Annotated in this window: 18 protein-coding genes; 3 read left to right on the forward strand and 15 right to left on the reverse strand. The window is 45.7% G+C overall.

What is annotated here, in order from left to right; all coding sequences use genetic code 11:
- Positions 1-112 precede the first annotated feature (112 nt).
- Positions 113-1,147 (reverse strand): Gfo/Idh/MocA family protein, encoded by a 1,035-nt coding sequence (locus tag LRL21_RS37625; protein ID WP_240420941.1) that lies wholly within the window; start codon positions 1,145-1,147, stop codon positions 113-115.
- Positions 1,148-1,326: 179 nt separating this feature from the next.
- Here LRL21_RS37625 and LRL21_RS37630 point away from each other — a divergent pair, with 179 nt between their 5' ends.
- From LRL21_RS37630 to lplT, 3 genes are all read left to right on the forward strand, one after another.
- Positions 1,327-2,175 carry a helix-turn-helix domain-containing protein gene (locus LRL21_RS37630; protein ID WP_240420942.1) on the forward strand — a complete coding sequence of 283 codons (849 nt, stop codon included), beginning with the start codon at positions 1,327-1,329 and terminating at the stop codon, positions 2,173-2,175.
- A 290-nt stretch (positions 2,176-2,465) separates the two neighbouring features.
- Complete coding sequence (locus LRL21_RS37635) at positions 2,466-4,574, forward strand: AMP-binding protein (protein ID WP_240420943.1); 2,109 nt, start codon at positions 2,466-2,468, stop codon at positions 4,572-4,574.
- Positions 4,575-4,661: 87 nt separating this feature from the next.
- Positions 4,662-5,876, forward strand: a complete 1,215-nt coding sequence (gene lplT / locus LRL21_RS37640; protein ID WP_240420944.1) for a lysophospholipid transporter LplT — start codon at positions 4,662-4,664, stop codon at positions 5,874-5,876.
- An 89-nt stretch (positions 5,877-5,965) separates the two neighbouring features.
- On the opposite strand, the gene LRL21_RS37645 is transcribed toward lplT, so the two are convergent.
- The 14 genes from LRL21_RS37645 to LRL21_RS37710 form a co-directional block, all read right to left on the reverse strand.
- Positions 5,966-6,817 carry an EamA family transporter gene (locus LRL21_RS37645; RefSeq protein WP_240420945.1) on the reverse strand — a complete coding sequence of 284 codons (852 nt, stop codon included), beginning with the start codon at positions 6,815-6,817 and terminating at the stop codon, positions 5,966-5,968.
- Between the two features lies 1 nt (position 6,818).
- Positions 6,819-7,619 (reverse strand): alpha/beta fold hydrolase, encoded by an 801-nt coding sequence (locus tag LRL21_RS37650; protein WP_240420946.1) that lies wholly within the window; start codon positions 7,617-7,619, stop codon positions 6,819-6,821.
- 240 nt (positions 7,620-7,859) lie between these two features.
- Complete coding sequence (locus LRL21_RS37655) at positions 7,860-8,834, reverse strand: S-layer homology domain-containing protein (RefSeq protein ID WP_240420947.1); 975 nt, start codon at positions 8,832-8,834, stop codon at positions 7,860-7,862.
- 156 nt (positions 8,835-8,990) lie between these two features.
- On the reverse strand, positions 8,991-11,201 hold the full coding sequence (locus LRL21_RS37660) for a helix-turn-helix domain-containing protein (RefSeq protein WP_240420948.1): 2,211 nt from the start codon (positions 11,199-11,201) through the stop codon (positions 8,991-8,993).
- Between the two features lie 106 nt (positions 11,202-11,307).
- Entirely contained in the window at positions 11,308-12,957 is a 1,650-nt protein-coding gene (locus tag LRL21_RS37665) for an extracellular solute-binding protein (protein WP_240420949.1), read from the reverse strand.
- 37 nt (positions 12,958-12,994) lie between these two features.
- On the reverse strand, positions 12,995-13,870 hold the full coding sequence (locus LRL21_RS37670) for a carbohydrate ABC transporter permease (protein ID WP_240420950.1): 876 nt from the start codon (positions 13,868-13,870) through the stop codon (positions 12,995-12,997).
- A 12-nt stretch (positions 13,871-13,882) separates the two neighbouring features.
- The gene (locus tag LRL21_RS37675; RefSeq protein ID WP_420832538.1) at positions 13,883-14,857 is read right to left on the reverse strand and encodes an ABC transporter permease; all 975 of its coding nucleotides are present in this window, start codon (positions 14,855-14,857) and stop codon (positions 13,883-13,885) included.
- Positions 14,858-15,140: 283 nt separating this feature from the next.
- Positions 15,141-15,860: a ThuA domain-containing protein gene (locus LRL21_RS37680; protein ID WP_240420951.1), complete on the reverse strand. Its 720-nt coding sequence runs from the start codon at positions 15,858-15,860 to the stop codon at positions 15,141-15,143.
- Between the two features lie 23 nt (positions 15,861-15,883).
- A complete protein-coding gene (locus LRL21_RS37685) occupies positions 15,884-16,951 on the reverse strand; it encodes a Gfo/Idh/MocA family protein (protein WP_240420952.1) in 1,068 nt (355 codons plus the stop codon).
- Positions 16,952-17,197: 246 nt separating this feature from the next.
- Positions 17,198-18,223 carry a LacI family DNA-binding transcriptional regulator gene (locus tag LRL21_RS37690; RefSeq protein ID WP_240420953.1) on the reverse strand — a complete coding sequence of 342 codons (1,026 nt, stop codon included), beginning with the start codon at positions 18,221-18,223 and terminating at the stop codon, positions 17,198-17,200.
- Positions 18,224-18,252: 29 nt separating this feature from the next.
- Positions 18,253-18,807 (reverse strand): HAD family hydrolase, encoded by a 555-nt coding sequence (locus LRL21_RS37695; RefSeq protein ID WP_240420954.1) that lies wholly within the window; start codon positions 18,805-18,807, stop codon positions 18,253-18,255.
- Positions 18,788-19,816: an ABC transporter ATP-binding protein gene (locus LRL21_RS37700; RefSeq protein WP_240420955.1), complete on the reverse strand. Its 1,029-nt coding sequence runs from the start codon at positions 19,814-19,816 to the stop codon at positions 18,788-18,790. Before LRL21_RS37700 ends, LRL21_RS37695 begins: the two co-directional genes overlap by 20 nt.
- Positions 19,817-19,818: 2 nt before the next feature.
- Positions 19,819-20,880 (reverse strand): ABC transporter ATP-binding protein, encoded by a 1,062-nt coding sequence (locus tag LRL21_RS37705; protein WP_240420956.1) that lies wholly within the window; start codon positions 20,878-20,880, stop codon positions 19,819-19,821.
- A gap of 49 nt (positions 20,881-20,929) precedes the next feature.
- The gene (locus tag LRL21_RS37710; RefSeq protein ID WP_240420957.1) at positions 20,930-22,075 is read right to left on the reverse strand and encodes an ABC transporter permease; all 1,146 of its coding nucleotides are present in this window, start codon (positions 22,073-22,075) and stop codon (positions 20,930-20,932) included.
- Position 22,076: the final 1 nt, after the last annotated feature.

Below are 22,076 nucleotides of genomic sequence, written 5' to 3' on the forward strand. Positions count from 1 at the left end.
AGAAAGAGTACTTGGTAAAAATAAAAAACAGAGTGCCTCTATTCGTTCTAGAAGCACTCTGTTGGATCATATATCATTAAATTGCAATCGAGCAGCAAAATTTGTTGATTTCTTACAAAGCTATTTCTGCGCCATTGTAAACAATCTTTTGGCCAGTACGTGAGGATTCATATATGTCCATCACCACACGGAAACCATTGAAGCCTTCTGGTCCATCGATCCAGAACGGTTTACCTGCCAGCAGATGCTCGTAGTAATCACGAATTTGCAGCTCGTGGCTCATTCCCCAATATGATTTCTCGCCCAGAGTGTTGACCACCGGCTCCTCCAGCGTGGTAAGCTTGCCGTCCTGATCAAGGTACAGCGAATCGCCGCGCTGCAGCAAGGTTCCTTGCTCGAATACGAGCTCCACCTCAACCGGTGAATTGCGTCCATATGCATTGGTTGCGTAGAAGATCGCAGTAGCGCCATTTTTAAATTCAATGTAGGCATGTGCAGTATCTTCCACTTCGATGACGCCCTCCAAGGAATCGGTAGAAATCGAGCCCTTAATGGAAGAAATTTCGCCACCCAGCCATTGCAGTAAATCGACCGTATGAATCGACTGATTAATCAGTACGCCGCCACCTTCAGTTGCCCACTTGCCTTTCCACTCGGTTTCATAATAAGCCGCTGTCCGATTCCAGGTAACGATTCCCTTCATGCAGATCAGCTTGCCCAGCTCACCGGATTCAACATACTGCTTCATTCTTTTGGATGGGGCATTGTAACGGTTTTGAAAAATAACGCCCAGCTGCACATTCGGATTCTCGACAGCTGCCTGCAGCATTTTTTGAGCGGAGGCAATATTTTCTGCCATCGGCTTCTCAGTCAGCACATGCTTGCCTGCTCTCAACACATCAATTGCCATTGGTGAATGCAAGTAATGTGCCGTGCACAGGTGAACAACTTGAATATCATCACGTTTGAGCATTTCCTTATAGTCGGTGTAATAATCGCAGCCATATTCCTCTGCTATCTGACGTGCCCGGTTTTCATCAATATCTACAACCGCTTTCAACTCTGTCAGTTCCAAATCTGCTATTGCCTTTAAATGGACCCCTGAAATGGCTCCGAGCCCGATTATTGCTGTACCCAATGTTGTCAATGGATTCACCTAATTTCTTCAGATTGGTTATGTCCAAAAGCTTATTCTTGAACATAAGATTAAAGTTAGCTTTATAATGCAGTATAATAAAAACAAATACATTGCGTCAATTGCCGTGTTTCTTGCTTTTTTTGACTTTTTGCTGATGTGATCTTGTTTATTTGGAAGGTGTGTCCTCTGTGAACTTTAATATCCATACTAATACTTCCCAACTTCAATATAACCATAGACGATTGTCGCCTCCGCCCAAGATGGATTTTCATTTGCATGAGCGTTTTGAAGTTTATTTTTTTATTGCAGGCGACGTCAATTTTATAATAGAGAAAAAGGTATATCCGATGAAATCCGGCGACTTGCTCGTTATTAACAACCGCGAGCTGCACAAGTCGACCTTCAAATCCGATGCACCGTATGAAAATATTGTTATTCACTTCGACCCGGAAATCGTTCAGCCGTTTGAATCCATTTTTCAATATGGTCTGCTCGATTGCTTTACAGAGCGTGAGTCCGGGGAGCACAATAAAATCCATCTTCAACCCCAACAGCTGGAGGAGATCATGGCCTTGTACAAAAGGATCGATACCCTGCTGCTGCTTCCATCCGAAGAAACCAATCTGCTGTTGACGATTCAATTCATTGAGCTGCTGGTGCTGCTGAATCGTTCCTTCCGCAACAATACCGCTCTGTCGGAATCGTCTACTGTATCAGAGAAGCTGGCACCCGTGCTCGATTATATCGATCATCACCTCGATCAGGATCTGACTCTGGAAATGCTGGAGCGGCAGGTGTACATGAACCGCTACTACCTGAGCCGTCTATTTAGGCAGAGCACCGGAAGCACCATTCACTCCTACATTCTTATGAAACGAATTTCCCGCGCCAAGAAGCTGCTGCATGATGGACACAATGTCACCGAAGCCTGCCAAATGTCCGGCTTTAATGATTACTCCAATTTTATCCGGATGTTCAAACGTATCGTCGGTATGCCGCCAGGGCAGTATCGCAAGCAGATCGGATTTACCAACTAAGGCTGCTGGAGGCAGACAATTGCTGTATGATTGGCTTGGATATGCAGCTTGTTTCGCCTTAATAAGAAAACCTGTCGAGGCCTTTCAAAGATGAGCGACCGCGGTTCAGAGGTAATTTTCTTGAAACATAAGAATCCTTCAGCTCCGCTGAAAACTGATAAATTCTTATGTTATCAGAAGGGTACTACATAAAGTTAGTACTCTTCTTTTTGCTGCCTTCCATGTACAATACAAATATCAGCCATACTCAATTTCCCATTTATGCGTTCCATCTAAAGGAGTCGATTGCCATGTCCGTGCTTATCACGTTCTTAAAAGGATTATTCCGGATCATATTCCGGCTCAAGCTATCCGGCTTGGAGAAGCTCGATTTCAGCCAGCCGACCATTCTGATGCCTAATCACGTGTCACTGCTGGATGCGCTGCTGTTAGCACTCTATCTGCCCCAGGAAGCGACCTTCGTGGTGAATACATCAATTGCCCGTCGATTGCGATTACCTCTGAAGCTGGTCCGGCATATTACCGTAGATCCGCTTAATCCGTATTCGGTTCGCAAGATGGTCAAGACGGTACAAAGCGGTGTTCCACTCGTTCTATTCCCGGAGGGGCGTATCACAACTACAGGTGGATTGATGAAAATATATAGCGGTATTGCTTACATTGCCTTAAAAACAGGGGCTAAGCTTATTCCCATCGCCATCAACGGAGCCGAACGCTCCAAGCTTTCCTATATCGGTCATAAAATCAGGACGGTCTTGTTTCCGGCAATCCGTATCCAGATTGGCGACCATTTCCGGATCGAGCAGCAGCCGGGAGTATCCATGAAGCTGCAAAAGCAGCAGGCTGCGGATACGATTCTGACTACCATGCAGGAGCATTTGTTGAAAAGCCGCTTGAAAACGGAAGTAAATCTGTTCAACGAACTGCTGCTGCAAGCTTCCCTTCATGGACAGTCGAATAAAATTTGCGAGGATTTGACACAGAGCCTTACCTACAAGAAGCTGATCGTCTCCTCTTACGTATTCGGGCGTAAGCTGCGGCCCAAGCTTAACAATCAAGCCGCTATCGGGTTGCTGCTGCCTAATTCGATTGCTCATGTGATCACTTTGTTCGCGCTGCTGCGTCTTGGGAAAACACCTGCCATGCTGAATTTCTCGGCTGGACAGCAAAGCCTGCTGGATGCTTGTGAAACAGCGGTGCTGCGGACCATAATCACCTCCCGCCAATTCATTGAGAAGGCCAAGCTGGAAGCCACCATTCAGGCCTTGGCACAGGAACACACGATCATTTATTTGGAGGATGTTAAGGACGAAGTCAAGCTGTCTGACAAGCTGGGAGGTCTGCTTGATTATTGGATGGGCGCGCAAGCCGAGCAAGGGTTTCGCGATATCATCCTGTTCACCTCCGGCAGTGAAAGCAAGCCCAAGGGTGTCGTTCTCGGTCATGATCAATTGTATGCGAATATTCAGCAGTGCAAGGCTGTATTCGATTTTACTGCGGCTGACAAAATGTTCAATGCACTGCCGATGTTTCACAGCTTCGGTCTGACTGCGGGTACCCTGCTGCCTATCCTTACCGGAGTGCCGGTGATGCTCTATCCAAGTCCCTTGCATTATCGTGCCATTCCCGAGGTCGTCTATGATCGCAATGCGACGATTTTATTCGGAACCTCTACCTTTCTCGCTGGATACGGACGGGCTGCACACCCATATGACTTTCATTCGCTGCGAATTGTTGTAGCAGGAGCCGAAAAGCTGAAGGATGAGGTGCGCGAGCTGTGGAGCCAAAAGTTTGGTATCCGTATATTCGAAGGCTACGGCGCAACCGAAGCTTCGCCAGTCGTCTCGATCAATTCACCGCTCAACTACAAAAGAGGTACCGTCGGCAAGCTGCTGCCGAGCATTCGCTACAAGCTTGAACCGATACCGGGTATTGAGCATGGCGGCAACCTGCTCATTCAAGGTCCTAATATTATGAAGGGTTACCTGATTCATGGCAAAGGCTTTGTTCCTTGCCCTGAATGGTATGATTGCGGAGATATTGTAGAAGTGGATGCACAAGGATTTCTGAGCATCAAGTCGCGGCTGAAGCGTTTTGCCAAAATCGGCGGTGAAATGATTTCCCTTCAGTTGGTTGAAGAGCTTGCCGCGGCCTGCTATGGCGATATTCCGCTTGCTGCAATCAGTGTAGCCGACGGCCGCAAAGGAGAGCGAATTCTGCTGTTCACCACCAAGGAAGGTCTGAATGTACAGGAATTTAAGGCCAAGCTTAACGAAAAAGGATATACACCGATGCTGCTGCCCTCCAGATTACAAGTCATCGATAAGCTGCCGCTGCTTGGCAGTGGCAAAACCGATTACGTAACACTGAAGAAACACGTTGAAGCTGGGCTCGAATAAAGAGCCTGAAATTGTTGCAACCGTGTATGCTTCTACCGACGCTTTGACAAATGTCTTGCCCATTGCCATTAGAAGGGATTGATATGTATGAAAGAGCGAGCCCTGAATGCCTTATATATCACTCAATTTTTGTCAGCTTTCTCAGACAACATGTCCCTATTAGTCATTGCCAGTCTGTTAACAAAAAATGGATTTTCGCCCGAATCGTTAGCCTTGGTGACGATGGCATTTTTCCTTCCCTATATTTTGTTAGCCCCTATTGTCGGTCCATTTGCAGATAAAATGCCAAAATCCGTCGTGCTCATTATAGGCAATCTGATCAAGCTGCTGGGTATCTCTGCACTTATCTTTATTGATCAATCCAATATTATTTTATTAATGCTCAGTTATTTTACCGTAGGCGTTGGAGCCGTTGTGTATTCGCCAGCCAAGTATGGAATATTACCGGAGCTCATCGAAACCGACCAGCAGCTGTTTAAGGCTAATTCCAGAATTGAAGCGTACACGATCCTCGCCATCCTGACAGGGATCGGTGGAGGCGGTGCTATTGTCTCCGCAACCAGTACGGTGCAATCGTCTCTCATCTGTGTATTGCTGTATGCTTTATCGCTCGGTGTGACTTTCTTGATTCCACGTATGCCGGGAGATCAGTCCATACGCTATACGCGGGAAGCTCTACAGTTTTTCAAAAGTGTCTCGACACTGCTGAGCCATTCCAAAACCAACTTTTCCCTGATCGGTACAGGAGCCTTCTGGATGAGCTCAGCCGTACTCCGTACAGCAGTGTTAGCCTGGATACCACTTGCTCTGGGGTTTAGTCCTGAGGATTTCAGTGTTTCCCTGATTCTCGCTACCACGTCGATCGGGATCGTGATCGGTGCATTCCTTGCCCCCAAATTTGTTCAGCTTCAGCAGTATTACAAATCGATTATTTATGGCTTTTTGATGGTAGTGCTCATCTTTATTTTCCCATGGCTGCATTCGACCTCAATCACCATCGTATTTTTATTGGCGGTAGGCTGTATGGGCGGGATCTTCATTGTACCGATGAACACGGTGCTTCAGGAAGAAGGCACGAGAATGGTAGGGGCTGGAAAAACGATAGCTGTGCAAAATTTTGTTGAAAATATATTGATGGTGATCGGATCGGGGCTGTACTATTTGGTCATTGAACAAGGGGCGTCGATTTCGATGGCTATTGTTATTCAAGGTGCGATTATGCTGCTCATTCTGTTGTATCTGGGCTCGAAGATCAGCAGGCATTCATCACCGATGCATGCAGGTGGAAAAAGCTTCAAATAAGGCTGGCAGCTCCTTCCTGATATTCCCACCTTACGCCGAATATTCAGTTTGATCCAACAGGAAACAGGCTCCAGGGAGAGCCTGTTCCATTATAAGAATCCCAGACCAATAACGCCTGCCGTTATAAGTGCAGAACCGATAATACGACTGCGGCCTTGCGGCTCATTCAGCAGCAGCAGACCGAACAAGGTGCCAAATACGGTGCCAATTTCCCGCATTGGCGCCAATTGCGACGCTGGTGCCAATGTTAACGCATACAGAAATAGCATGTAGCCGCCAGGCGCCAAAATTCCACCGATAATAATTGTACGATAGTTCAGCTTCCATTCAGCAGCAATCCCTTTTGAACGGATGACCGCTATCGTTAATGCCAGTAAGTTGGCGATATTGGTAGCTTCATTTAATACAATAGGCGGAATTGACGACTCGATGGCGATTTTATCCACAACGATATAACCACTGACACAGATCCCGACTGCACCCGCCAGCAGCAGGGTATGATGGGTATGAGCGGGCTGACGAAGCAACGCCCTGCCCCCACTCACCCAAACAATACCAGCTATAATACCCAGAATACAGATCCAACCGAGGCCGGACATCGATTCACCGAGCAGAAGCACAGCGACAAGCGGGACGATAATGGGACTGATCCCTCTCATGATTGGATAAGCCTGGGACAGATCACCAATCTGATACGTTCGGGCAAGCAAAAATAAATACAGTCCATGAATGAACATGGAGCCTGCCAACAGTCCCAGGCTTTTGAAAGTAAAAGTAAAGCTCCCCCACTCATACCAGGCTCCGGGTAGAAAGACTAAAGTTCCTACCCAATGCGCTATCCATAAAAAGACAGACTTATTAACGCTTTTCTTGGCAAACAGGTTCCAGACAGCATGCAGCATCCCTGAGAGCAATACGAGTAATAAGGCTATAACATGCAACCTAGTAAACCGTAGCTAGAAACGATTCGATAGCTTCCTTCAATGCTTCCGGCGCCTCCAGCATACTCATATGACCTGACGTTTCGATTAGGCGCTGTGTAATTTGACTTCCACTTACCGTAAACGTCCGTTCAACCGGAATAATTTGATCATGCGCACCTGCAACCAGCAGTACAGGAACCTTCGTGCTGGATAGTACACCGTTGCGATCAGGGCGTGATCTCATTCCTTGAAGTGTACGGATCGCAGCCTGTGAATCCGTGCTATTGCCGATCTCGATCGTTCTGACCACTGCCTCCGGCATCGATTGAAGATGATTCGGAGCAAACAGCTTCGGAACCAATCCCTCAATAAAAGCTGGCAGTCCTTGCTCCTCAATCGTAGTGATGCCTTTCAATCGCCCTTCTTTACCTGCATCCGTATCCGGGAAGCCTGTGGAATGAATCAACCCGAACCCGGACAGCAGTTCAGGGTATCGTTCGGCAAAAGCAAGCGCGATATAGCCTCCCAACGAATGTCCAAGTACAATTGCCGATCCTGAGACAAGTCCCTTAAGCAGCTGCGCCAGATCGCCTGCGAAGGCTTCCATTGAATATTCACCTGCCGGCGCTCCCGATTGCCCGTGTCCTCGCAAATCCGGCAAAATCCAGCGATAACTATTAGGCAGCAGCGGAAGCAGCTCATCCCAATAGGCAGAGCTTCCGCAAAAACCATGCAGCAGCACAACCGTCTTTTTACCTGTGCCTTGTTCCTTATAGGAGAGCTTGCCTCCACCTTCCACTGCAACAAATTTGTTTTCCATTCTTATTTCCCCTTCCCCAGCTATACGTTATATTATACGGCACTCTTCTGAATATTATCTATATAACGATACCCTACTTTCCTGTTCATTAAACAAGGATGGTGAATGAACAAAGAACGGTAAAAGCAGCAAAAGGCCGCCGCAGCAGCCTTTTACATTTTTATAAAAATAAAGTTTAGCTTGTAAAAAAACCTCCAGGCCCACGAGAATCGTGCAGCTGGAGGTTGAGAGCTTCCTTCATTAACTTGGGTTCGGGTTGACGTCAGCAGGTGCTGGAGGATCAATGGCAATTGTTGGTGCTGTTTCCCGCTCTGTGACCGGTTTATATTTGGACGAAATATAGGTTTCGGCTTTGCCCTCAGTGATGACCTGAGGATACATCATGCCTGGCTTAGGGTCACTTACCTGATATTGGATGACTGCCGTACCATCTGGCTGGAAACGAATGCCGCTAATTGTGAAGCCATACCCTGGACTCGGCAAGCTGCGGGTTAATGTGACTTTGCTGACATCCGCATTGACTTGCTCAACCGTCACTTTGACATCGTCCTGTTGATCGGGAGCTGGCTTAACAGGCTGCATGTAGTCAGGCTGGCTTTCCAAAAATTTCACCGTGTTGCCCACCCATACCGCCGCTTCACCACGCGTCATTTCGCGCTTCGGATAAGCCATCCGGCTTTCATCCGCCTTGGCGATACGATACAAGTACAGGCGCTGCAGTGTTCCTTGGTATTTAGGGTCAATTTGATCATTATCATCAAACAGAACCATCATCTTGACCATCGGGAAGGTACCTTTTAATTCCAGAGCGGTAACGAGCAGATTCGCATATTTTTCACGGGTGATGGCGGCATTGGGATCAACATCGTTGGGAATATCCAACCCATTGATCTTGGCATTAATAAAAGCCTCTGCATACCAGGCATCATTCGGAATGTTCGTAAAGAAGTCGCTTGCCTGCGGCTGCTTCACAAAAGAAACTGCGTTCAAATTAATATCGAGTGCCTTTACAATCAGGCTGATACTCTGTGCATAGCTCATCGTGCTCCGTGGTGCAAAATGCTCACTGTCCACACCCGTTACGAATCCTTTATCCTTAAGCATCATAATCGGCTCCTTCTCTGCTGCGTTCAAATCCGAGAAAGCAAACACTGAGCTGGCCGATACCGTACACAATAATGCAGCTGTAGAAACCAAAGTTACGAACTTTTTCATTATATTCATCCTTCCTTGATGTAAGAGTATAAGTTCAACTTCGAAGTTATACCTACAGACGGGACTCTTGTTCAAAAGGTTGCAGCTGGAGTTAAAAAGTTAAACTTAGCCTGCCCATTCATAGTAGTGAATTAACCATATCACCTACAAAAGTCGTTACTGGTGTACTTTACGATAGTCCCCTGGAGTCGTTACCACCATCTTCTTGAAAGCCCGAATGAACGACATTTGATGAAGATATCCTACCTGCTCGGAAATTTCCTGGATCGGAAGCGTCGTTCCTCGCAGCAGTTCCTTCGCATGCTCCATCCGGACCTGACATAGATAGACGACAAACTTTTCCCCGAACTCCTCCTTAAACAGAGTGCTCAGGCTGGATGTATTCATATGAAATTGTTCACTGAGTCCAGATAAGGACAGGTCCTGATTGCTGAAATTGTCTTCAATATAGTCTCTAACCTTCTGGACTACGGCATGATTACCCTTGCTTTCGCGAATCGCTGCCATTTTCCTCGCGCAGGCAGACAAATTCTTGGAATAGAAGGATTCCAGCTCGTCCAAGGTTTCCAGCGTATCCATACTCTCATCCCACGGCGCCCGGAACTCCCGGTTCCACAGCTCCTGATATTCCGGCGGCAGCTCCATCATTTCGCGGTAAAAATAATAGTTCATATAAATAAGGATACCGCTGATTTCTTCCTTAGGCAGCATCAGCCTTCTTAATCCGTCAAACAAAAGCTTTAATTGCTCCTCCCAGCCTTCGTTGCCTACACGAAAGGCTTGAGCGATGGTTCGTACATACTGCAAATAAATAAAAAGATCATCATGTGACAGCAATTCGATCTCCCAATGACCGATAACACGGTTGCTGCCAAGTGCCGATTTATAATCTAGTGCTCTAGCAGCCGACTCATAGGAACGGGATATGGCAAACACCTCGGATACGGTACATCCTAATCCAAACGTCACAGTAAGCTTCAAATTATGCTGCATCCATAGACGGACCTGGTCAGAGAGGGCCAGCATATGATTTTCTGTCTGAAACTGCTGCTCATCGAGACACATGACGCACAGTCTGTGATTGGTGACCCATTCCTGCCATATATGCAGTCCCTTGGCTTCCGCCGTCTCATCAACCACTTTTTTTAATATATATTTAAATAGACCTTGATCCTTGCGGGAATGCCCGCTAATAAACTCCATATACTTATCAATCTCAATAATGCTAACAGAGGCACTCCCTAACACCTCCAAACCCATCTCGCGAAGCTCCGCATCCCATTCAGCCTGATCGATAACTCGGCTACCTTCAACCAATTCCTGAAACAGCCGCAAACGCCGATATTGATGATTTTCTTTATTTTGGTTCTCATAATCCCGAGTGAACTCCATCATGCTGTTAAGCGTATAATCAATATATTTGAGCTCATCCACAGTAGGCTCCTGGATGGAATGCTCTTTATGCTGTTGATTGTATTTCTGAATTCGGGACATCATCGTTTCAATCGGTTTGTAATTCTTACGTGTAATATAGACGATCCACCCGATCCCAATAAGTAAACCGAGGAATCCGAATAAAAACCAACCGCTGGTTACATAGCTGTATAGATGACCAAGTCCAGCCGTCCGTAAACCGCTGTAATAGGTCCATCCCGTATAACTCGATAGGAGTTCCACATCGTCAGACTTTCGATCTCTGTGTGTTTGCTCGAATAAATAATTACCCGCACTATCCAAAACTGCAATTTGATTAACTTCTGAGCTCCCGTATTTCTCCAAAAACTCTTGAATCGCACTCACCCTGACATTCACTACAAGCAGTGAAATACCTTTAGCGTTAATCGGGACACCTTTAGCCATAGAAATGACCTTACTCTCATCATCCACATCCTTGAGTATGCGAAACACCCGGGGAGCACTCCAACTGCCTTTCCCAGAGTTATTTAAATTTTGTTCGATGTAGGAGCGATCTCCAAATTGCTCAATGGTAAGCTTCGTCTTATCACTGACAATCGTTCCATCTCCCGCTCGATATATATAAACGGAATCGATCAGCGGATTCGTCGTTGTCATGCTTTGAAGCAGCTGAGACAATTCAATAATGAATGGCGAGTCACTTTCCATACCGGCAAAAGAAGTGAGCTTATTGTTCCTTGTAATCGTCTCAATCATAATCATTTCTATCGATCTCAGAGACATGTCCATGCTGCTCTGTAGATTCTGAACATAAACGTGGCTTGATTTTATCGCTTCCTTCCTCGACAAATCGTTCAGTTGTACAATGCCTATGAAGATAAATAAACAGACGATCAAAAGAAGAACAGGCAAATAGGAAAGAAGCAAACGATAAAACCAATTTCTTCTCATGAAGTATTCTCTCCTTCGCATTGATGATACGATTATCTTAACATATTGCCAATCTCCCTTGGACAACAAAGAGAAGGCGAGGGGTCAGCTCGCCTTGCTCCTTGCCTTATTTCTGCATATACTTGTAGAAATCCTTCGTATAAACAACGTCTTTCTTATTATCCGTATAAGCTTGTGCATAGAAGCTATCGATTTTCTTGCCACCGGCCTTGTCCCAGGCATCCATTGCATCCTTCATCGCTTGATCCACGGTATAGCTGCTGCCGCCAACAACCGCCTTGGTATAAATATTGGTAATCGTATTTTTAACTGTATTGTTAATGACAAGCAGGTCATCCGGCAATGTTTGAGGAATAAGCACCTCAACGTGAAGCGGACGGTCCGGTGATACATAAGCTGCTCTTCCTTGCTCCATAAGCTTCATATATTGTTGATCCAAAGGCTTATTCGGGTCCAGCTGGTTGGAGAAATCTGCGCACTTGCCAAAGAGCGCTGTATTGCTCAGCATTTGGTAATCACCATTCCAGCTAAGCTCCTTTTTGTTCTTGGCTGCATCAATAGGCTTCGGACAACCATTCTCCATCTTGTAATGCTCACCTTCAAACCCGAACATCAAGGTTTTCTGTGTCTCTTCGCTTACTAGCCAATCCACATACTTGATAACCGCTTCTACATTCTTGGCTGTCGCATTAATGGCGGCATTGAATTGAACCGGTGTGGACGTCGCCGGAGCGAACTGGCCGAATTCGGACTTCGGCATAGGGAGTATCATAACCTCACCATCCGGATTGTTTTTCTTAAAGGTATCATACACGCCATAGCCTTTAGTACCTTCCAGATTATCTGAGCCATAAATACCGAGCTTTCCATTAACCCAATCCTGCTGAGCCTTGGCGCCAGTCTTGTCTGCAAATATATCCTTATCAACGGTTCCAGCATCATACAGCTTTTTCTTCATATCAATAACCGCTTTAGCGCGATCCCATGAACGGACATACTGATCATTTTGCAATAAGTACGCACTTAAAGTAGCAGGATCAAACTGGTAGAAAAATTCGATATCGTGGAACGTAGTTCCGAGTGTATCCTTTTTCCCATTTCCATCTGGATCCTGATCCGTGAACGCCTTGGCTGTTTGCAGATATTCTTCGGTAGTCTTCGGTACCGGGAGCTTTAACTTATCCAGCCAATCCTTGCGGATCATCAGATAATGGTTCGGTGTGAACGGAAGCAATCTGCCAAAAAAATAAGTTTTACCGTTATATAAGGTCGATTTCTGAATAACCGGATTTTCCTTCAAAAACTTCTTATATGTCGTTGAATATTTCTCAATCGGTTCATCAAGCGGGATGATTTGCCCTTTTGATGCCAAATCCTTTGTGTAGCTGTTGGTGAATTCCATGATCAGATCAGGCGCTTCACCGGAGGCAAACATCACATTAAACTTCTCTGTTGAACTCGTTCTTGGAATGGGAATAAATTCAACCTGAACCGGAGCTTTTTCATTAATCCATTTGGTCCAACGATTATTGGTGATCGTCCCTTCGCCTTCAGGCACATTGTTACGGTCGTACACCGAGACGGTTATTTTCGGTTTAGGCCCTTTAGCCTGAGCAGCCTCCTTGCCGGAATCGGCGTCTGCATTGGGAGCAGCCTGCTTGCTGGCCGGAGTACTGCAAGCCGCCAAAACGGCAGTACTGCTTACTAATAACGCCAAGGTAACGGATACCGCTTTTTTACTGTTCTGTTTTTTCATAGTAACATTCTCCCCTTAACTACATCATAATGGCAAACTAACCTTTTACGGCTCCAATCATAACGCCTTTGACAAAATATTTTTGCAAAAACGGGTATACAAGCAGCATCGGAAGTGTCAGAACCATAACCCCTGCTGCCTTCAGCCCTTCCGGAGTCAGGCTTGCCGCCATATCAGGCTGAACATTCGTCATTTCCTGCATCAGACTCTGGCTCTGAATCATTTGCTGCACCAGAACAGACAAATTGTGCTTGCTCGAATCATTGATGTAGATCAGTACATTCATGAACGCATTCCAGTGACTGACACCATAAAATAACGATAAAGCAGCTAAAACCGGTACGGATAACGGTAATACGATTTGTATAATCAACCTCCACTCTGAACATCCGTCTATACGCGAGGCCTCCTCCAGTTCCTCAGGAATACCTTCAAAAAAGCTTCTGAGCACCATCAGATTCCACACACTGACCAGACCCGGAAACCAGATCGCTCCGTATGTATTGAGCAGCCCCAGGCTTTTGAGCAGCAGGTAGGTAGGGATCATCCCTGCTCCGAACAGCATCGTAAAAATAATGGCGAACGAGTACAATTTGCGTCCGATAAAATATCTTTTGGATAACGGATAAGCGGCCAGCACAGTAAACAGCATATTTAGCGCAGTTCCGACTATCGTAATGATCAGACTATTTCGGAATGCTTTGAGGATTGGGGTTTCCGTAAATAAAGTGTTGTATCCACTGAAATCCAGATTGACAGGCCAAAAGCTTATAGTTCCGGATGCCAGGGCATGCTTGTCACTAAGCGATAGCGCCCATATATGTACAAGCGGCAGCACGCAGCTCATTCCGATCAGGAACATCACAAGGTAATTGATCGAATAAAATATTTTTTCTCCTGTTGTGCTTTTCATGAAATCCCCTCCTCACCACAAGCCTTGATTAAATCGCCGCGCGATTGCATTAGCCGTTAGCACAAGCACAAGTCCAACAAGTGATTCAAACAACCCCATCGCAGTAGCCAGACTAAATTGCGCTTGCTGAATCCCGATCTTGTACATAAATGTACTTATGACCTCCGATATATTGGCAACAGCATTATTCTGAAGCACATACACATGATCGAAGCCAACTTCCATCAGCTGGCCAATTTTCAAAATCAACATTATGAAAACGGTTGGCACAATTCCGGGTATCGTCACATTGCGCATCTGCTGCCACTTGTTCGCTCCGTCTATGCTCGCCGCCTCATAAAGGCTTTGGTCGATAGAGGTGAGTGCCGCTAAATAAATGATCGCCCCCCAACCCGCATCTTTCCATACACCAGAGGAGACATAAATGGAAACCCAGGAAGCTTCATTGTATAAGAAAGGATAGGTCGATCCGAACAGCTGCTCCACCAGATGATTAATGGTTCCCGTGCTTTGTGAGAATACCGTAACGATGATCCCTCCGACAATGACCCAGTTTAGAAAGTGCGGTAAATAAACAAAGGTTTGAATTGTCCGTTTGAACCATGCCCTGCGCATCTCATTAAGCATCAGGGCCAGAATAATCGGCATCGGAAAGCCGACAACAATATTTAATCCACTAAGCAGCAGCGTGTTCCATACGATACCCAGCATTTGGTCGTTATTGAAAATAAGCTCGAATGAACTGAATCCGGCCCAAGGGCTGCCCCAAATCCCCTTTATAAAGCTGTACTTCTTGAATGCGATGACTAAGCCCGCCATTGGAGAATATTTAAATAACAGGAAGAAAATGATTATAGGCACAAACATTATGTACAATGGAATGTTCTGCCTAAGAATCCGTCTTGAATACTTCCTCTCCAACCAGCTTGGTTTGGTTATGACTGGATCTCCGATGCTTGGTGGTGTTGACGGAGCCGGTGGTCTCATGGATGTCACTTCCTCGTATTGTGGTTTGAGCTCAATCGTATAGCACACCAACTCATGATTCAATATACATCATTTCGCCGAATTAACATGCAGGCTTCCACACGGTATTTGAGCGACAATATACTTTTTTTCGATCAATATACATGACCTCGTTTCTACCATTTTTCGCGTAGTTAACACAGAAAGCTCCGAATATATTCGCATTAAAAAAAGCTTCCCTCACCCAATGGTGATAGAAGCTCGCTTTTGTCTCATCTCAGCTATGAACATAATGTTATTTCAATTATTTCCCAATTTCCTCAAGCGGATCATGATGTCCGTAGAACGTCTGCTCTCTTTGAATAGGGGCCGTCCATTTTACAGCATTGGCGATTACGCGATGAACGTCCTTATTATGATAGGTCGGATAGGTTTCGTGTCCAGGTCGGAAATAAAAGATTCGGCCTTGACCACGTCGGTAGGTGCAGCCGCTGCGGAACACTTCTCCTCCGGCAAACCAGCTTACAAAAATGAGCTCATCAGGTACAGGGATGTCAAAATGCTCTCCGTACATTTCCTCCTCATCCAAATCGATATAAGGGCCAATGCCTTCTACAATAGGGTGAGACGGATCAATGACCCACAGCCGCTCCTTCTCATCGGCTTCTCTCCATAAGAGGTCGCAGGATGTGCCCATGAGCTTGCGGAATAGCTTGGAATGATGCCCTGAATGCAGGACGATCAGCCCCATCCCCTTATGAACACGAGCGCAAATACGGTCAACAACTTGATCCTGAAAGCCTTTATGATCCACATGACCCCAATAGATCAGTACATCCGTATTGTCGAGCTTATCCTGGGTAAGTCCATGCTCAGGCTCATCAAAGGTTGCATAGGAAAGCTCAAATCCATCCTGCTTGATCCCATCGGCAATAGCTCCATGCATACCTTTGGGATAGATGTGAGCTACCTCTGGCTTACGCTGCTCTTGGAGAAATTCATTCCATATGGTTACTTTAATCATCGAATTGACTCCTTTTCATTCGGTTATGGTCGATTTAAGCTTCTGGTTACTCCATCTTTAGCTGAATCTATGATCGCTTGCAGCACCTGCTGATTACGGTATCCATCCATGAATGTCGGGAATAAAGGAGAATGCGCCTGATCCAGATAATCCACAAAATCCTGAAGCATCGGTTTCATTGACTTCTCGTTTAAGAAAATCCTTTTTTCTATCAGCTCCAGGCTTTCTCCTTCTCTAACCGTCAAATGAACCTCATTGGGTTGTTCGACTGAGAATCTGATCGTGCCCAAATCACCAAACAAGGTCACATTAAACTGGTTGCCGGTTCCAAGCGCATTCTTATGGGTATAAAATGTGCCCATGACTCCACCTTCAAGCACACCCTGGAAGCCGGTAAAATCATCTACGTCGACCGCAGTTGGCTGCCCTGTACGCAAATCTATCCGTTGGTCAATAAATGTGCTCATCAGCCCGGACACCTGTGTAAATTCCCCAACAAAAAAACGCGCCGCATCCACCATATGAGAGCCAATATCCGCCAATATACCCGACCCGGCCATCGCTTGATTAAACCGCCATGTATACTCCTTGTTAAACATAGGCGCATTTTCTTCTTGCAGGTAGTGGGCGGCAATATGCCGAATCCGACCTAAAGCACCTTGCTCGACCAGCTGCTTCACGTATTGGAAGCAGGGTCTGTATCGGTATGAAAACCCAACCATGCAAGGAATCGGATTGTGATCATACAATTCCAATAGCTCGTCTGCCTCTTCCATCGTGCGTGTGAAGGGTTTCTCGGAAAATATCGGTTTGTTATAGGCAATCGCACATTTTAAAATATCATAATGGAATTTATTGGATACCCCGGATATAACAAAATCAATTTCCGGATCCGCAATGATATCCTCGTACTGGATGTATCTTTTGCTTGCAGACAGTCCCAATCGGCTGCCGACCTGTTCTACAGCCTGTACATTCACATCACAAATAGCTGCAACTCTTGTATTAGCGATTTTGGAGAGATTGTTCATATGATAATCACCAATGCTGCCAAGCCCAATAATACCGACATTCCACTTTTTATCGTTCATGGTATCCTCCTTATAAGTACGGTGAAAAAGTGGCGCTACACAGCCAAATATCCTTCCGGGATAATGCTTACGAAGCCAGTTTGCTTAAGCAAACTCTCAGCTGTTGAAATCGTGAAATTTGAATAGGTTAAGAGGTTTTTTCACGATTTCAAAGGCGAGCGCTTACGCTTCTCCAGGATCATTTGGCCGCTCCGCTCGTTGTTCACCGGCTTTTAGAGCTTCCGCAGGAAGCTTAAATAGTAAGCGTTAAATCGTCGAACAAGAGTCTCTTTCGATAATCTTGCTTTCGATAATTTTATTTTCAGGGAAATCGCCTTTTAACACGTCCAATTTATGCATTAACAGTCTGACCGATTGAACCCCAAGCTCCGAGGGCTGCAAATCCATACTCGTCAAGGAGGGGTTGGATTGCACCATCATCGAAAGATCTCCGCATATGACGAATAGAGAAATATCCTCAGGTACCCTTAGACCCAGATCCTTAATAGCATTCAGCACGCTAAACGCCGTTCGGTCATCATCGGCAATAATGGCCGTTACTTGTTTCTTGAGCTTTCCCAATACACGGATCGTTTCGGCGTATCCATAATCCATATATTCATTGGACAATATCGCTGGCTTATGGTGAATCATGTGCGGTTCCACTTCGATCTGGTGATCATGCATGGCCTGGATAAATCCCGCTTTTCTTACAATCGATACGGTCATCAGCTCGTTTGCATTCAAGAACATCAGATTGCGATGACCCTTATCTATTAAATAGTTGCATATGCTAGTAATAATTTTCATATTATCGTTATCTACACTTGCAGCATGATCCATATTGGTATTCATCACTTTCCCGACAGTAACAAAGGGAATTTGACCGTGATGCATCAGATCGATCCGCTCATCATCTGTCGTAGGACTCATAACCACAGCGCCATCAATCGGATAACTCGACAAGAAAGGCGTCTTCACCTTCTGCAAAGGGATCATATCGAGCAGCACTCTATATCCATAATAGGAAGCTTCCAATATTACCGCGTTGATAAACTGCGAATGAAAGGCGCTGAAAAAGAAGCTGCCATGCGGTATCGTCAACCCGATAGCCATTGTTTTTTTGGTAACCAAGCTGCGCGCAATATGATTAGGCACGTAATTTAATTTCCTGGAAATACTCATGACCCGCTCTGTGACTTCCTTGCTTGTAGGTCTTTTTTGGCTAAAAACATTCGATACCGTCCCCTTGGACACCTTCGCTAATCTTGCAACATCATCAATTTTGGCCATATCTGATCAACATCTCCTCAGAAATCAATTCAGCCTAATTGTTGATTAAGCTTTTCCACTAGGTCAATCAATTCCAGCGGCTCACTGATCGTATAATCGGGAATCTCGCTTTCATCCGTATGTAATTTGGGGTATCTCGGTGTCCAGCTCAGAAAGATGCTCGTAATGCCCATTTCATTGGCCCCCTTAATATCGCGGCTCAGATTGTTGCCTACCATGACAATGCGCGAGCAGTCCTGCTCCGTAAGATCCAAGGCTCCGATCGCGGCTTTAAACATGCGTGGGCTTGGTTTATACGCCTTAACTGTTTCCGAATATACCATTGTGGCAAAATAGTCGTATAATCCATTGTCCGTCAATATATTTTTGAACGATTGTGCGTAACCGTCAGCCACGATAGCCAGCGTGTAGCCGCGTTCGGCCAACGTCTTGACCATCACATCCGCTCCGGGAATGACATTGGCCTGGATGACGATATCGTGATCGTCCCGAATTTCGGTGCCTTCATCAATGATCGTATCTCCGCAATCCAGAAATACAATTAATTTCTTGTGCTCGGAAATATTACTTGTCTTGTGACTCATGGTTTACGCCCCTTAATGTAAATTCGTTAGCATAGTGACATGCAGCATAATGATGATCACCGACTAGCTGCAGCTCCGGCTCTTGCTTCATACACTTGTCAGTCTTATAAGCACACCTTGGATGAAAGTGACATCCACTTGGAGGGTTAGCTGGATTCGGAACTTCGCCTTCGAGAATAATGCGATCTTTTTTCAGATGTGGATCTGGCTCGGGCACTGCCGATAGAAGCGCCTCGGTATAAGGATGTTTGGGATGATCAAATAATGAATCCACTGGCGCTAGCTCCACGATTTTACCCAAATGCATCACAGCTACCCTGTCGGATATGTTTTGAACGATAGACAAATCGTGTGAGATAAAAATATACGTGATCTGCAGCTGCTGCTGAAGATCCTTCAATAGATTAATAATTTGCGCTTTAATCGAAACGTCCAAAGCCGACACCGCCTCATCACATACAATGAGTCTGGGCTTGGAAACAAGTGCCCTGGCAATCGCAATACGCTGTCTTTGCCCACCGGAAAACGCATGCGGATAACGCTTGAGATAGCTGACATTTAATCCGGTCTTTTGAGCGATTTCCGTGACCTTGTCATCAACCTCGGCTTTGCTCAGCTTGAAGTTGGCAATCAGCGGCTCGGAAATAATGTCATACACACTCATTCTTGGACTGAGCGAGGAGTACGGGTCCTGAAAAATCATTTGGATATCTTTTCGGTACTTCTTGAACTCCTTACCCTGCAGCCCTAAAAAATTAACCTGCTCTCCGCCCTCAGTATGATAAAGCACCTCGCCGGAGCTTGCATTCATTCCTCTTACGATGCATCGGCCCAAGGTCGTTTTACCACAGCCGGATTCACCCACAATACTTAAGGTCTCTCCCTCCATCAGCTCAAAAGAAACATTGTTTAACACACGAATGTAAGAAGGTTTACTAAATAACTTGGTTTTGGATTTCACTTGAAAATCCTTATTTAGATTATTTACATCCAAGATACGTTTAGACATATTTATTCTCCTTCATTCTTGTCCTTGTACAGAAAGCATCTAACCATATGATTGTCGGATAGCCTGGTTTTGGGTACCGCCTGCACATTGCATACACCTTCAATCCGGTCCGTGCAGCGATCGTAAAAACCGCACATAGGAGGCAAATTAATAGCCATTGGAACCGTGCCTTCGATGGAATCCAAGCGTTTATTGCGGTCTGTGCCTAATTTGGGCATCGATTTGAGCAGACCCTTCGTATAAGGGTGCTTCGGATTGTAAAATATTTCATCGACCGTCGACTGCTCCACGATTTTCCCCAAATACATGACCGCTACCTCGTCGCACATTTCTGCAATGATGCCCAGATCATGGGTCACCAGCAAAATCGCCATCCCAAATTCCTTCTGCAGTCCTTTCATAAGCTCCAGCACCTGTGCTTGAATCGTAACATCCAATGCGGTTGTCGGCTCATCGGCGATCAGCAGCTCCGGATTACAGGACAAGGCCATCGAGATCATGGCTCGCTGGCGCATGCCGCCGGAAAATTCATGCGGATATTGATCAAATCGTTTTTCCTGATCTGAAATTCCAACTTTGCTTAACATTTCGAGCGCTATTTTCTTGGCTTCTTTTTTATTCTTTGTGCGGTGGATCAATATCGATTCCATGATCTGATTGCCAATCGTGTACATCGGTGAGAAGGCTGTCATCGGCTCTTGGAAAATCATCGCAATTTTTCTGCCGCGAATGGAACGGATCTGTTTGCCACGCGGGTCTAACGATAACAGATTCAAATTGTTTAACGTCTTCTCGGCAGTAGAGTGATAAACAATCTGGCCTGTGGTTTCACACTCTTTCGGATTGATGCTGATGATGGCTCTGCTGGTCAAGCTTTTGCCACAGCCGGATTCGCCCACAAGACCGAGCGTTTTTCCTTTTTTTATTTCGAAGTCAACTCCATCTACGGCTTTCATTTCCCCGTTATCCATTTGAATGCGGATTTTGAGATCTTGAACGGAAAGAAGGGGTTGTTCAGATTCAGCCTGTGGAGCTATTGAAGCCTGAGAAGCTTGTGATGCCATAATATCCCCTCACTATATTGAAATAGGTACCGGTTCGAGCTCTTCACGCTTATCTCTTATAAGGGTCTGCCGCATCACGTAATCCATCTCCCAGAAAATTAAAGGTTAATACGGTGATGATAACAAAGCCCAAAGGTATTAACTTCCACGGATATAAAGCGATATTTTCAATCTGCTGCGCTTCCTGAAGCAGTACTCCCCAGCTCGTTGCGGGTGACCGGATACCAAGTCCAAGAAAGCTCATCGCGGTCTCACCCAGGATCATGCTCGGTATGGCCAAGGTCGTTGCGACAACCAAATAACTGATAAAACCGGGCAGCAGATGCTTAAGAATGATTTTGGCATCACTGACGCCAGCTATTTTGGCTGCTAATACATACTCTTCATTTTTCAAGGAGATGAACTTGCCTCTGGCAACTCTCGCCAGCTCCGTCCATCCGATAAAAGCAAAGATGATCACGATATAGATATACATCGTGACGACCGGTATGCGTGGCGGAATGGCCGCCGATAGCGCCATCCACAGTGGCAAGGTTGGAAAGGAGCGAATAATTTCGATGATCCGTTGAATGACTGAATCGATCCAGCCACCGAAATAGCCCGACACTCCGCCGATTAGCAATCCGAGCACAAAACTAATCGCTACTCCAATAAGAGGAATGCTTAATGAAATTTGACTCCCCAGAACGATTCGCGACAGCAGATCGCGCCCCATCCCGTCTGTACCAAATAGAAATAAACGTCCCGGCTCATCTACGCCAAACAAGTGAATATTGGTTGAGAACAGACCCAGAAATTGATAAGTTTCACCCTGCACAAAAAACCGGACTGCATGACGCACCTTGTCATCCTGCACAAACATTTTGCGCAGTGTAACCGGATCCCTCGCTGACTTCAACTCGCTGACAAAGGGTTGAAATTGAAACTTGCCATCTGCATCTAAGAAGCTCACTTTGACAGGAGGCGCATTCACATATTTGCTGTCATAGCTCTGCAAGCCGTACGGTGCTATGAACTGTGCGAAGATGGCGGCCAAATAAAACATCGATAAAATAAATAAGCTGATTCGAGCTAACTTATGCTTCTTGAGCCTTAGATACATAAGTCGCCATTGTGAGCTGTAGTAGACGTCGTTAGTGATGGCGGGTTTGATCGGCGTTAATTTCTGTCTTCCAAATATCGGGATTGTTTTCATA

Source organism: Paenibacillus periandrae (assembly GCF_022458865.1).
Classification (GTDB): domain Bacteria; phylum Bacillota; class Bacilli; order Paenibacillales; family NBRC-103111; genus Paenibacillus_S; species Paenibacillus_S periandrae.